General features: G+C 47.1%; 9 protein-coding genes, 3 tRNA genes, 1 pseudogene and 1 other annotated feature. Of the genes and pseudogenes, 5 read left to right on the forward strand and 8 right to left on the reverse strand.

Annotated elements, in window-relative coordinates; all coding sequences use genetic code 11:
• Positions 1-158: 158 nt before the first annotated feature.
• The 7 genes from FTU50_RS14195 to pyrC all read right to left on the reverse strand — a co-directional run bounded on the left by FTU50_RS14195 (position 159) and on the right by pyrC (position 6,662).
• Positions 159-1,577 (reverse strand): amino acid permease, encoded by a 1,419-nt coding sequence (locus tag FTU50_RS14195; protein ID WP_005179201.1) that lies wholly within the window; start codon positions 1,575-1,577, stop codon positions 159-161.
• Positions 1,578-1,690: 113 nt separating this feature from the next.
• Positions 1,691-1,766, reverse strand: a tRNA-Glu gene (locus FTU50_RS14200).
• 229 nt (positions 1,767-1,995) lie between these two features.
• A complete protein-coding gene (locus FTU50_RS14205; RefSeq protein WP_005179197.1) occupies positions 1,996-2,154 on the reverse strand; it encodes a hypothetical protein in 159 nt (52 codons plus the stop codon).
• An 82-nt stretch (positions 2,155-2,236) separates the two neighbouring features.
• The gene (locus FTU50_RS14210) at positions 2,237-4,732 is read right to left on the reverse strand and encodes a TonB-dependent siderophore receptor (RefSeq protein ID WP_180047396.1); all 2,496 of its coding nucleotides are present in this window, start codon (positions 4,730-4,732) and stop codon (positions 2,237-2,239) included.
• A 155-nt stretch (positions 4,733-4,887) separates the two neighbouring features.
• Positions 4,888-4,963, reverse strand: a tRNA-Glu gene (locus FTU50_RS14215).
• 20 nt (positions 4,964-4,983) lie between these two features.
• On the reverse strand, positions 4,984-5,643 hold the full coding sequence (gene rnt, locus FTU50_RS14220; protein WP_075167718.1) for a ribonuclease T: 660 nt from the start codon (positions 5,641-5,643) through the stop codon (positions 4,984-4,986).
• The gene (gene pyrC / locus FTU50_RS14225) at positions 5,628-6,662 is read right to left on the reverse strand and encodes a dihydroorotase (protein WP_034597856.1); all 1,035 of its coding nucleotides are present in this window, start codon (positions 6,660-6,662) and stop codon (positions 5,628-5,630) included. The genes rnt and pyrC overlap by 16 nt, the downstream gene beginning before the upstream one ends.
• 148 nt (positions 6,663-6,810) lie before the next feature.
• Between pyrC and FTU50_RS14230 the strand changes: the two genes are divergently transcribed.
• Complete coding sequence (locus FTU50_RS14230; RefSeq protein WP_005179187.1) at positions 6,811-8,082, forward strand: GGDEF domain-containing protein; 1,272 nt, start codon at positions 6,811-6,813, stop codon at positions 8,080-8,082.
• Positions 8,083-8,139: 57 nt separating this feature from the next.
• Here FTU50_RS14230 and argG read toward each other — a convergent pair whose 3' ends face one another.
• On the reverse strand, positions 8,140-9,480 hold the full coding sequence (gene argG / locus FTU50_RS14235; RefSeq protein WP_005179184.1) for an argininosuccinate synthase: 1,341 nt from the start codon (positions 9,478-9,480) through the stop codon (positions 8,140-8,142).
• A gap of 221 nt (positions 9,481-9,701) precedes the next feature.
• On the opposite strand from argG, the gene FTU50_RS14240 reads away from it, so the two are divergent.
• The 4 genes and pseudogenes from FTU50_RS14240 to FTU50_RS14255 all read left to right on the forward strand — a co-directional run.
• Complete coding sequence (locus tag FTU50_RS14240; protein ID WP_005179182.1) at positions 9,702-10,055, forward strand: hypothetical protein; 354 nt, start codon at positions 9,702-9,704, stop codon at positions 10,053-10,055.
• Positions 10,056-10,159: 104 nt separating this feature from the next.
• Entirely contained in the window at positions 10,160-12,196 is a 2,037-nt protein-coding gene (locus FTU50_RS14245; protein WP_180047397.1) for an NADPH-dependent 2,4-dienoyl-CoA reductase, read from the forward strand.
• A gap of 87 nt (positions 12,197-12,283) precedes the next feature.
• A tRNA-Ser gene (locus tag FTU50_RS14250) sits at positions 12,284-12,373 on the forward strand.
• A gap of 179 nt (positions 12,374-12,552) precedes the next feature.
• Positions 12,553-13,463 (forward strand): annotated as a pseudogene (locus tag FTU50_RS14255) (IS3 family transposase); the annotation flags it as partial.
• Positions 12,762-12,879, forward strand: a sequence feature (AL1L pseudoknot). (Overlaps the previous pseudogene by 118 nt.)

Below are 13,463 nucleotides of genomic sequence, written 5' to 3' on the forward strand. Positions count from 1 at the left end.
AATAATTCAAGTGAATTTGTTTGAAAGAAGAACTTTAAAAGCTTTATTTTCACCCGATAAAATACCCATAAAACAAGAGGAAGCTCAAATGAGCTTCCTCTTGTGAAAAATTGTGGGACAGCAATGCGGCCGGGGCCGCTCTTTACTGCAAATCCTGATCAGATTTTTTTATGATAAAAACGGTAATAGCTGATATAGCAGGCTGCAATAAAGATTAAACAGCCAAAGAAACTGATGCGCATGGATGGATCAAACACCATACTCAAACAGGTAATCAGACAGAATACAAAGCCCAGAATTGGCACAATCGGGAACAATGGTGCGGCAAAGCCCAGCTCTTTCACGCTACGACCCTGTTTATACCATTCACGGCGGAAGTTGAAATGACTTAAGCAGATACTCATCCAGACCACCACCATGGTAAAGGCCGCAATACCGAGCAGGTTGGTAAAAATCAGCTCAGGTGCAAACTGCTCAGACAGCAAGCCTGGCATTGCGCCCAGCATGGTGACCATCACTGCCACATAAGGAATACCACGCGAGTTGACCTTGGAGAAAACCTGCGGCAACTGCTTCTGATACGACAATGACCACATCATCCGCGATGCTGCAAACAAACCTGAGTTGGCGGCAGACAGTAAGGCGGTAATGATCACGAAGCGGATAATATCTTCTGCGTATGGAATCCCGATGTGCTGGAACACGGTCACAAATGGACTGCTACTCACGCCCTCAGCGGCCAGACCGGCTTCCTGATGCGGCAATAACGCAGTCACCACCAGAATGGTTCCGACAAAGAAAATCAGCAGGCGGAAAATCGCGGTGTTGATGGCTTTTGGAACGTTTTTGGCCGGGTCTTTGGTTTCACCAGCGGCCACACCAATCAGTTCGGTGCCAGAGAAGGCAAAGTTCACAATCAGCATGGTGGTGAAAATCGGGAATAAACCTTCCGGGAACCAGCCCTGTGCGGTTAAATTGCTAAACAGCGGCGCAGATTCATAGCCCTGATAGCCGATCACGCCGAAAATGGCCAGCAGACCGAGCAGAATAAAGGCCACCACGGTCACGACTTTGACCAGTGCCAGCCAGAATTCCGATTCAGCAAACCAGCGGCTAGACACCATATTTAAGGTAAAGACAAATACCCCAAAAATAATGGTCCATAACCACATCGAGATGTGCGGGAACCACTCCTGCATCAGCAGGGCGGCTGCGGTAAATTCAGTCCCCAGGGTGACTGACCAGGTTAGCCAGTACAGCCAGGTGACGGTATAGCCTGTTCCGGGTCCAATATAACGTTTGGCATAAGCACCAAAAGAACCGGATTCAGGCATATGGACAGCCAGTTCGCCCAAACACAGCATAACCATGTAAGCGATCACGCCGCCCAAAAAATAAGCAAGAATGGCACCTACAGGCCCCGTTTGTGCAATGACTTCACCCGAACCTAAAAATAAACCAGTTCCGATTGCACCACCAAGTGAAATCATAACCAGATGTCGAGTACTCATAGCGCGTTTTAAAGGCGCAGAATTGCCCTGATGCGTAGCATCATTCGGAGAATGAGATGTCTGCATAAGAGTAGGAGAATAAAAGAATAGAGAAGCAGGCTATTGTAGAGAAAAACTACAAATCTGCAATCAATAATCAAAACAATTGGGTTAGAAGTAATCGTCTGGCGCGATTTAGATGGCGTCCCTACGGGGATTCGAACCCCGGTTACCGCCGTGAAAGGGCGATGTCCTAGGCCTCTAGACGATAGGGACGTTGCGAGGTGAGGGCTATATTAGGGATTTGCCCCAAAGATGTCAATTTGATGACGGGAATAATTCCACGATTTGGATTTATTTGTCTAAAAAGTATCTGTTTAGGCTGTTGGAAAATTTATCGTTTGATGATGGCCACCCGGTTTTTAATAAGCACTTCAATCTGCACTGGATTTTAACCAATGAGCATCTGCACGACTCATCGTACTGGAGATAAAAAAGACCACATTTAGTGGTCCGGGGTTTGGTACTCAGGCGCTTGTGGTTGCGGCGCGGCCTGTTCAGCCGGTGTGGGCGCTTGCGGTGCTTTACTATCACGCGACACAATGTACAGATAAAGTGCTGAAGGCAGCAAAATAATCAGAACCAGAAAAATCTTTTTTAACATTGTCTTATAAAACAGCATGGGAAATTACTGCAATTATAGCGGATGCACAGGTCAAAAGCGCAAGCCTGTGTATGTTTCCACGCTAGAATTTAAAGGTCACATCGGCAATAAACTGCCGGCCAATGTCGGGCTGAGCGCTGCCGCTGCTGTCAATAAAGCTGTTGGCGCGGTTGGTGACATTGTTGATGGTCAGGCCCAAAATGGTCTGGGTATTTTTAAAAGATGGAATCCGGTAGCTGGCTTTTAAGTCCCAATAAAACTTGTTCCGGGTGGTGTACGGCGTATAGGCATCATGCTGCACACCTTGTGCATCGGTATAGCCTTTGGCCTCACGCTTTAGGGCATTGACTTTGCCCTGATAACTCAGGAAATGGCTGAGCGTTAGCGGCAGGCGGTCAAACTGCATCTCCCAGTTCAGGCGCACGGTCCACGGCACATGAAACTCATGGGCAGGGCGGTCCTCGGCATCAATCAGTTGCCCTTTATAATAGACTTGTAGGGTGGCGGTCAGGATATCGGTGCTGTCGTAATGATCAAAATTGCGCGTGGTTTCGGTATAGTCGGCATTCAGGGCCAGACGATGCTGTGCGCCTAAAAATGCCAGTGGCGCCAGGTTACGAATAGAAAGCGAATAAATATCGGATGCAGAGCGACCGCGATTGTCATAGCTATAACTCAGATCTTCCAGATTCATTTTAGTTTTGCGTAACTGGTCCTGATTGTCACGGTTGACCCATTTCAGGCTGAGTGCGGTATTGTGCAGTTTGGAACTCAGGCCGAGTACGGTTTCATCGCTATACGGGGTTTTTAGCTTGGAGCGATAGGTGAAACTGGTTTTTCCTGCGGTTTTGGGTGTCCAGCCCTGTTCCAGCTGCGCGCGTGTATATTTTTGCTCAAACTGGTCAATCCGGTCATTCAGTTCATTCACAAATGCGTTCAGCCCGTAATAGCGGTTCCAGCCACCCAACAGGGTCAGGCACTCATTGCCAAAAGGACGGATTTCTAGCGCGGTTCTGGGGGCAACATTGTTCTGTTTATGGATAGAATCATAGTCATTCCGGAAGCCCAAGGTCGCGGTCAGATAGTGATTCCAGTGAATCTGGTCTTCAATAAAGGCATGCCAGCGATCCTGATGGATATCCAGCTGACCAGCATAATAGCTGGTTTTGCTACTTAAATACTGGCCTTGATATTTACCATCCAGACTCGGTGCAGTATCACAGGCATCATATAGAGTGCCGCTATCAGACTGGCAGTCGGCGCCGTTTAAATTTAAAGGCGTGGCATATACATGGGCAGTTTCAGGACGTTGCCAGTAAGCAGCATAATGGCCATAGCCGGCCCCGATTTTAAACTGATGCCGTAAAGATGCGGTTTCAATCGGCTCAAACAGGGCTTTAATGGTGTATTCCAGCCGGCTTTCTTGCTGCTTTAAGCCACCCATATGACCTTCGAAACTATATCTGTCCTTGCCCCAGTTTTTGCTGCTCGAGTTGAGCCAGCTATAGTGGTTCTGGGCGGCCTGACGTCCTGCTTGCTGGCGTTGATAGTTCAGCTGCTGGGTCAGCAAGACACTGTCGAGCTGGTTGTTCAGATTAAAATACAGGTTCTGGCTGTTCGAGTGTTGAGTCGATTCAGAATCACGGATATTGGATTTAAAATACAGTCCATCATTTTCCAAAAAGCTTGCGCCCAGCTTAAACGAGATACGTTCAGAGGGATCATAAAATAATTCCACACCGGCATTGCGGGCCTGACGCTGCTGTTCAAATTGCCCTGATTCGGCAAAATCTGTTTTTAAGGGAATGGCTGAATGCCGGTATGAAGCAAAGGCATTAAAACCCCATTGCTCACTGAGCCGACCATAACTGTTCAGGCTAATGCCCTGTTTGGTGAAGTAGGGCTGTGCCGACTCATCGCTCGAATCTTCAAAAGCATCCCGGCTGTCCTGAGAGGGGAAATTGACTTTTGACCAGGCATCTGAGGTGTAGTCATAACTGAGCGAACCGTGAATTTTACCAATTTCGGTTTGTGGTGCGCAGGTTTCGGCAGAAATCACGCCGCCGGTAAATTCTCCATATTCCGCCCCGACATTACTGTCTAACACTGTCAGTTTGCACAGCAGGTCGGTATTGATGGCAGCAGCCTGTGAATTGCCCATCAGCTGGTTAGGATGATTGGATTGCTGTGCCCCCACCGGATTAATCGTATTGTTGATGGCGAGGCCATTGATCAGAATCTTGTTATCGTAAGCCAATCCGCCATTAATACTGATATCGGCCGCGTTCAGTTCACCTTGCTGCAAGCTGCTGCGAAAGCGGTGACCTAGCTGCACGTTCGGATTCACCTTTAAAAAGTCGGTGATGTTCTTGCTGCTATTCGGGCTTTTCTTTAAATCTTCCTGTTTATAGACTGTTTTTCCCAGCGCATTTTCCTCTTTGGCCTCGACCACAATGGTCGACAGTTTGAGCGAGGGAGAGAGGGTGGTAGGTTCTGATTCTTGAATCTGTTCAGCAAAACTAAGGGAGCTGAAGCTGCTTAAAATGGCCACAGACAAGCTGGAATAGGCAAAACGCATGAGATGTGTTTTTTGTAAAAGATAATGCAAGCGATTATCATTAACTTGATGGGCTTAATCAATAGAAATGAGAATTATTTGCAATAACAGCTTAAATAAACAACAGTGCTGTGCAAAGAAGAATGAATAACAAACAGGAGGGGAGAGAAATGAGATGGCGTCCCTACGGGGATTCGAACCCCGGTTACCGCCGTGAAAGGGCGATGTCCTAGGCCTCTAGACGATAGGGACGTTTAGAAGATGGCGGTATCTTATTGATCCGCCACCAAGGTGTCAAGTAGATGCGGGGTGAGTTTGTTTAAAATATAACAGAACAGTTCCGCGGTCTTTTGTGTGTCGTACAGGGCAGAGTGCGCTTCTTTGCCATCAAATTCAATGCCGGCCTGAATACAGGATTTGGCCAGTACTGTTTGACCGAACATCACCGCGCTTAAGGTTACGGTATCGAGTACGGAAAAGCTATGAAACGGATTCTGGTTTTTGGTACTGGTACGGGCAATGGCCGCCTGTAAAAAGCCCAGATCAAAATGCGCATTGTGGCCGACCAGCACTGCATGAGTACAGTTTTGCTGGCGACGCACTTCATTCACGGATTTAAAAATACGTTTCAGCGCCGTTTTTTCATCTTCAGCCATGGCCATACGCATCGGGTTGAACGGATCAATCCCGATAAAGTCGAGTGAACGACGGTCCAGATTGGCCCCTTCAAACGGATTAATATGCGCATGATAGGCCTGACCCGGAACAAAATGGCCTTCCGCATTAAACACAATCGGAATGGCGGCTATTTCAAGTAAGGCATCGGTTTGCGAATTAAAACCTGCTGTTTCGACATCGACCACAACAGGTAAGAATCCACGGAAACGCTGACCAATTAAAGGTAGAGTTTCGTCTGTCACACTTTTCTCCATTGGATGGTTTGACCGGCATATAGCGGAACAATCTGTTCACCATCCAAATAGTCTAAACTTGCAGGAATCACTTGGTCTTCTTTAACCAGGGTAATCGTACCAGTATTACGCGGCAAACCATAGAAGTCTGCGCCAAAGTGGCTGGCAAAACCTTCTAGGCGGTCCAGTTTACCGACCTGGTCAAAGGCTTGCGCATACAGCTCAATGGCGGTTGGTGCGCTATAGCAGCCGGCACAGCCACAGGCATTTTCTTTGGCATTTTTAGAATGCGGCGCACTGTCGGTTCCGAGGAAGAATTTCGGGTTGCCACTGGTCGCCACTTCCAGCAAAGTCTGCTGATGGGTTTGACGTTTTAAAATAGGCAGGCAGTAGAAGTGCGGTTTAACTCCACCAACCAGCATGTCATTGCGGTTAAACAGCAAATGCTGCGGAGTAATGGTAGCCGCTACGTTACGGTCCTGCTCCAGGACAAAGTGTGCTGCTTCGCTGGTGGTGATGTGTTCTAGCACCAGTTTCAGTTTCGGGAACTGTTTTAATAAAGGTGCCAATACTTCATCGAGGAAGCGTTTTTCACGGTCAAAAATATCGACATGCTGATGGGTCACTTCGCCGTGTAACAGCAGCGGCACCTGATGTTCTTCTAACTGTTCAATCACCGCATAGACTTTACGGATGTCGCTGACCCCATTGTCCGAGTTGGTGGTCGCACCAGCCGGATACAGCTTGATGGCATTGACATGCTCGGAGTCTTTAATTTTTTTCACTTCGGCTGGCGAAGTCTGATCGGTGAAATACAGTACCATGCGCGGATCAAACGCCACGCCTTCTGGCACATGCGCCATAATGCGTTCACGATAGCTGATCGCTTCTTCCACGGTTTTTACAGGCGGGACAAGATTCGGCATACAGATCGCACGTGCAAACTGTTTGGCAAGATCTGGAACTGTACGTTTTAATGCTAAACCGTCACGTAAGTGAGCATGCCAGTCATCTGGCTGTAAAAGAGTAATCGTATTCAAGGTGATGCCGATCGAAAAATAAATGGAATGATAATCTATAAACCTGACAATGATAACGTCAAATCTAGACAAAAGATGCCTTATATTGAATTAATTTTTATCATTTTGTGTTATTTTTAAGCGACTATAAAAATTATATTTTATGTCAATGGAATACAAATATAAGCTTGTCCAATTGCAATACGACAAGGAAAAAATAGAGGCACTGATTGCCCGGCAACGACGCAGCGCGGGTCAGGTGTTTCCGAAACAGCTGGAACAGGAATTTTGGCAGCAGTATTTGGAGCGTGCCCGGCATAATATTAACCAGTATTTCTGGTCGGGGGTGCTGGTCTATTTTATTCTGACCATGCTGGTCATTCCCGGGGATTACTGGATTATCCAGCCGCAACATTTCTGGCATGATTTTATCCGCTGTCTGCTCGGGCTACTCAATGGTGGTCTGTGTCTGCTGACGCTGTTTTTCTTTGCGCATTATAAAATCCTGCGGCGCTATTTTGCCTATGCCGCCATGGCGCTGGTGTTCTGGGCCATCCTGTCGATGACCTGGCTCACCATGACCGTGTATACCGAAGCACTGAAATATCAGGCCATGATGATCATCTGTATCATTTACATCATGGGCTATGTGCTGACCGGGGTAAAACCATTTCATATGCTGCTGACCGGATTAATGGCGGCAGTCATGACCATGGTCATGCTGTTTACCTTTTACATTCCAATTGATGTGATGGTGATGGCGCGGGTGCTCATCGGCAGCGTAGTGATGGGTTTTTTAATGAGTAAAATGCTGTGTACCCGAGAGCGGATGATCTTTCTGGTGATGCAGCAGGCGAAACTCGGCGAGAAAATTAACCGGATTAACAGTGAAGAATTGCTGCATTTAAGCCAGCATGATGCACTGACCAAAGTGTCGAACCGGCGCAACTTTGATGAAATGCTGAACAGCTATTATGAGCAGGCGCGGCATGATGAACGGCCCTTGTCCTTGCTATTTATTGATGTCGATTTCTTTAAGCTGTTTAATGATTTTTATGGCCATCAAAAAGGTGATGAAGTCATTTCATCAGTGGCCAAATCCATTAAAGACGCGATCCGGCATATGGATTTTGTGGCGCGCTATGGTGGCGAAGAATTTGTGGTGTTGCTGCCTGAAACCGATGCGCATGGTGCTTATGCGGTGGCGTCAAATATTTTTAGGGCAATTGAACGGCTGGCCATTCCGCATGAAAAATCCAGTGTATCCGATATTATTACCATCAGCCTGGGTTTTACCGTGTATAAAGGCGAGCTCGAGATTTCCAAGGATGATCTGATTAGCCGTGCCGACCAGGCGCTGTACCGGGCGAAAAAACTCGGCCGGAACCAGATTTATTATCAGACCGCGCAGGTCAGCGATATTCTGCAGGGTCTGGAATAAATCCCAAACAGCAAGCACAAAAAAACCGCCCGAAGGCGGTTTTTTCATAGAGACAACTTATTTCTTGTCTTTTAATTGTGGAACAGCAGAACCTGTACCCACGGCCAGTAAACCAGCACCGGTATAAATGCCAAGTTTTTGACGGGTATCGGTAATGTCCAGGTTACGCATGGTTAACTGACCAATACGGTCCATTGGCGTGAACATTGAATCACCTTTTTCCATGGTCAAACGCTCAGCTTCATAGGTGAGGTTTTCAGATTCAGTATTCATGATGGTGTAGTCATTACCACGACGCAGTTCTAAAGTCACCGTACCAGTAATGGCTTTCGCAACCCAACGCTGTGCAGTTTCACGCAGCATCAGTGCTTGAGAATCGAACCAGCGGCCTTGATACAGTAAACGGCCTAAACGTAAACCGTTAATACGGTATTGTTCGATGGTGTCTTCGTTATGAATACCTGTCACTAAACGCTCGTAAGCAATGTGCAGCAGCGCCATACCCGGAGCCTCGTAAATACCACGAGATTTCGCTTCAATGATACGGTTTTCGATCTGATCCGACATCCCCAGACCGTGACGGCCACCAATGCGGTTGGCTTCCAGAATGAACTCTACCGGATCTTCGATACGACGGCCATTCAGTGCAACCGGGAAACCTTCTTCAAAGGTAATTGAAACTTCTTCAGGTGCAATTTCAACGTCATCTTTCCAGAACGCAACGCCCATGATTGGCTCAACAATCTTGATACCGGCATTCAGGTATTCCAGATCTTTAGCTTCATGCGTTGCACCCAGCATGTTCGAGTCAGTCGAGTAGGCTTTTTCTTTTGACATTTTATAGTCAAAGCCGTTGTCGATCAGGAACTGTGACATTTCTGCACGGCCGCCTAGCTCATCAATAAAGGTCTGGTCTAACCACGGCTTGTAAATTTTGAGCGCCGGGTTGGTCAGTAAGCCGTAACGGTAGAAACGCTCGATGTCGTTACCTTTATAGGTTGAGCCATCACCCCAGATGTTCACGTCATCTTCTTTCATGGCAGTAACCAGCATGGTACCGGTAACGGCACGGCCCAGTGGTGTGGTGTTGAAGTAAGGCACACCACCTGTTGAAATGTGGAACGCGCCACACTGAATTGCAGCAATACCTTCAAGTGCAAGCTGTAAACGGCAGTCGATTAAGCGTGCTTTTACTGCGCCATAGGCTTCTGCTTTCTTCGGAATAGCATCGTAATCATCTTCATCTGGCTGACCTAAGTTTGCTGTGTAGGCATAAGGTTCAGCGCCTTTTTGTTTCATCCACAATAAAGCAGCAGAAGTATCTAGACCACCAGAGAAGGCGATACCCACTTTTTTGCCTACTGGTACGCTTTGCAAGATCGTTGCATTATCAGTCATTGCGAGTCCTAACTTATGAATATAGGCAACCAAAATGGTGGCCAAGGAGAATTCGAAAATGGCGCTATTGTAGCACTTTTCCGAAACGATGTTTTCTGAAAAATTTGCTTTCTGAAAAAAGTTAGACTTTTTTCATCGGTTTCAGTTTATTTTCGGCCACAGCAGCCCATTCCTGGCTTGAGTATGATAGAACAATTTATATCCACAGAGAGGAAATGCCGATGCAGCCCAATGTCACACCGCCCCCATTGATCTCCAACAATAACCGCAATGAAACCCTGGCGCTGGTTCATGGTATTTATGCCGGTTTACTCAGTTTTAGTGCGGTGGTGTTCCTGTATCTGGAATATCAGCAGCGCAGTATTGCCACAGTCAATTTAGTGATTGTGATGGCCTTGATGCTGCTGTTGATTTATCTGAATATCAGCGCCTGTTTAAAAGTGAAACGGGGCGATGGTGAAGGACGCACACTGTCGCGTATTTTGGCCGTGCTAATGTTATTAAGCTTTCCAATTGGCACGGTGCTCGGTGCAATTGCACTATGGAAAAGCAGCAGCAAGCAGTGGCAGAACTGACATTGGCAGTTTGTCATGATAATTTTTTGAAAATGCCATAAACAAATAATAAAAAATCGCTACAGTATTATGCAACAAGTTGCAAAGCCAGCGTACAGGAATACATGATGACAACAAGCTATGCACATCTGCTCAGTCCATTACATTTAGGTTTTACTACCCTGAAAAACCGGGTGGTGATGGGGTCCATGCATACCGGTCTGGAAGACCGTTTTTATAATTATCCGAAACTGGCGGCCTATTTTGGTGAGCGTGCCAAAGGCGGCGTTGGCCTGATTATTACGGGCGGGATTTCCCCGAACCGTCAGGGCTGGTTATTACCGGCCGGCGGCACCATGAATACCTTGGGGGATATTGCACCGCATCGACTGGTGACACATGCGGTACATAAGCATGGCGCCAAAATCCTGTTGCAGATTCTGCATGCCGGCCGTTATGGCTATCAGCCTTTTGTGGTGTCGGCTAGCCCGATTAAATCGCCAATTTCACCATTTAAACCGCGCCAACTCAGCGATAAACAGATTTTAAACACCATTCAGGACTATGTGAAAACCGCCAGTCTGGCCAAAAAAGCCGGTTATGATGGCGTGGAAATCATGGGTTCTGAAGGCTATTTGCTAAACCAGTTTTTAAGCCGTCATGTCAATCAGCGCAATGACCGTTGGGGTGGCCCGATTGAAAACCGAATGCGCTTTGCTGTGGAAATTGTCAAAGCCATTCGTGCAGAAATTGGCGATAAGTTTATTATCTGTTTCCGTCTGTCGATGCTGGATCTGGTACATGATGGCAACACTATGGATGAAGTCATCACGGTAGCCAAAGCTTTGGAACAGGCCGGTGTGACTTTACTGAATACCGGTATTGGCTGGCATGAAGCGCGTATTCCGACCATTGTGACTTCGGTGCCGCGCGCGGCGTTTGTCGATTACACCGCAGCCGTGAAACAGCAAGTGTCGATTCCGGTGATTGCTTCTAACCGGATTAATATGCCAGATACGGCCGAAGAAATTCTGGCAGCGGGCAAAGCCGACATGATTCAGATGGCGCGTCCTTTACTGGCCGATGCTTTCTGGGTCAATAAAACAGCCACCAACCGGGTCGATGAAATCAATACCTGTATTGCTTGTAATCAGGCCTGTCTGGATCATACCTTTAAAAACCAGCGCGCGACCTGTCTGGTCAATCCGCGTGCTGCTTATGAAACCGAACTGGTCTATGTTAAAACCAAACAGCCAAAACGGATTGCCGTGGTGGGCGGTGGAGTCGCTGGTATGTCTGCTGCAACGGTGGCTGCAGGCCGTGGTCATCAGGTGACATTATTTGAAGCCAATGCCGATGTCGGCGGGCAGTTTAATCTGGCCAAAGTGATTCCGGGCAAAGAAGAATTCCACGAAACCATCCGCTATTTTAAGGTGCAGCTGGAAAAAACTGGCGTAGATGTACGTCTGAATACCAAAGTTAACCGCGAGCAGCTGGAACGTGAAGGTTTTGAGGAGGTGATTGTTGCCACTGGTGTGGTGCCACGTACACTCAATATTCCGGGCAGCGATTTACCCCAAGTTCTGTCTTATGCCGAAGTACTCAATGGCGCGCCTGTCGGTCATAAAGTGGCGGTAATTGGCGCTGGCGGCATTGGCTTTGATGTGTCCGAGTTTTTATTAAAACCGGAGCAGCAGCCACAGCCGCAACCTGTGGAGGACTGGAAACGCGAGTGGGGCGTCGATTTAAATCCACACTATGTATCTGAAGGCGGTATGCAGGCACCGGAAATTCATCCCCCTGTGCGTGAAATTTATTTGTTGCAGCGTAAAACCACGCCATTGGGTGCCGGCTTAGGTAAAACCACCGGCTGGGTGCATCGTGCACAACTGAAAAAGCACGGCGTACGCATGTTACGCGGGGTGCAATATAAAGCCATTGGTGATGAAGGCTTGTGGGTAGAAATGGATAGCCATGACCAGTTATTGCGAGTCGATACCGTGGTGGTCTGTGCCGGGCAGGAATCGGTCAAAGAGATTATGCCGGAAAATGGCCAGCAGACCTTGGCGCAGTATCACATTATTGGCGGGGCAAAACTGGCGGCGGAACTGGATGCCAAGCGCGCCATTCGCGAAGGTGCTGAATTGGCCGCCAAACTTTAAACATTTGATGAAACAATATTCGTTTGAGTCACTTGAATGTAATTTTTACTTGTCAGATGGAAAAAAGCTTCGTATTATGGCGCACATGGAAGCGTGGCAGAGCGGTTTAATGCACCGGTCTTGAAAACCGACGAGGGTGTGAGTCCTCCGTGAGTTCGAATCTCACCGCTTCCGCCAAATTTTAAGATAAGCCCTTGTATTTGCAAGGGCTTTTTCCTTGCTTGTGCTTTTGTCCCACATTGTAACCCACATAAAATTTTGGATTGGAATAATCAAAATAAAAATAATTCAGATGGCTTTGGATAATAGGTAAATAGAGTGAACCGTACCGGGTTTGTCGGAGAGTCAATATTCTGAGAGACTATCCATCGTATTGGGCTGCAATCACCGCAATTGCACCTAAGATTGGCTGTACTCCTAAAACACTTCGTGCCTGGCATCAAAAATATTTAGATAAACAAAATCCAGTTAAAGTACAGCAGCTTTCAGATCAAGAGCGTATTAAACAACTGGAACGCGAAAATAAGGAACTGCAACGTGCTAACGAAATTCTACGTAAAGCAGCCGCTTTTTTCGCCCAGGCGGAGCTCGACCGCCCACACAAATAATGGTGGATTTCATCCATAACAATAAAGATCGATATAGTGTTGATGCGATTTGTAGGATTTTACCGATCGCGGCTTCTACCTATTACCGAACTTTAGATCTCGCTGATGAGAAGCATTGCTTCGCAAGGGAACATCGAGCGAAACGAGATCTACATGATGAGCATCATGCTGAACAAATTAAACGTATTTGGAAAGAAAGTTCAGGTCGATACGGTGTGCGTAAGGTCTGGCAACAATTGAAACGTTAAGGTTATGTTATCGCACGTTGTAGAGTTGCTCGATTGATGCAGAAGCTAGGTATACAAGGTGTTTGGCGTGGTAAGAATAAACAAACCACCCGTAACCGAGATGACCAAAAACGAGCAGATGATTTAGTGAAACGGAATTTTAATGCTGATCATCCTGACCCTTGCGAAGCAGTGCTCAGGTCGATGACTTCACGTATATTCAAACAAATTCAGGCTGGATCTATACCGCCTTTATTATTGATGTGTTCTCACGAGCAATTGTTGGATGGAAAGTATCGACACGTATGAATACAGATATGGTGCTTGGTGCATTGGAGCAAGCATTGCACGATCGAGGTATGCCAAAGAATGTGATTCATCATTCCGATAGAGGTGTTCAATATCTTTCTATTCGCTATACCAATCGTTTAG

This window comes from Acinetobacter sp. YH12112 (assembly GCF_013418945.1).
Classification (GTDB): domain Bacteria; phylum Pseudomonadota; class Gammaproteobacteria; order Pseudomonadales; family Moraxellaceae; genus Acinetobacter; species Acinetobacter indicus.

Excerpts from the sequence above, each read along its gene's own strand:
- FTU50_RS14205 (WP_005179197.1), bottom strand. The coding sequence starts at position 2,154 with ATGTTAAAAAAGATTTTTCTGGTTCTGATTATTTTGCTGCCTTCAGCA.
- FTU50_RS14240 (WP_005179182.1), top strand. The coding sequence starts at position 9,702 with ATGCAGCCCAATGTCACACCGCCCCCATTGATCTCCAACAATAACCGC.
- argG (WP_005179184.1), bottom strand. The coding sequence starts at position 9,480 with ATGACTGATAATGCAACGATCTTGCAAAGCGTACCAGTAGGCAAAAAA.
- FTU50_RS14195 (WP_005179201.1), bottom strand. The coding sequence starts at position 1,577 with ATGCAGACATCTCATTCTCCGAATGATGCTACGCATCAGGGCAATTCT.
- rnt (WP_075167718.1), bottom strand. The coding sequence starts at position 5,643 with ATGGAGAAAAGTGTGACAGACGAAACTCTACCTTTAATTGGTCAGCGT.
- FTU50_RS14230 (WP_005179187.1), top strand. The coding sequence starts at position 6,811 with ATGGAATACAAATATAAGCTTGTCCAATTGCAATACGACAAGGAAAAA.
- FTU50_RS14210 (WP_180047396.1), bottom strand. The coding sequence starts at position 4,732 with ATGCGTTTTGCCTATTCCAGCTTGTCTGTGGCCATTTTAAGCAGCTTC.
- FTU50_RS14245 (WP_180047397.1), top strand. The coding sequence starts at position 10,160 with ATGATGACAACAAGCTATGCACATCTGCTCAGTCCATTACATTTAGGT.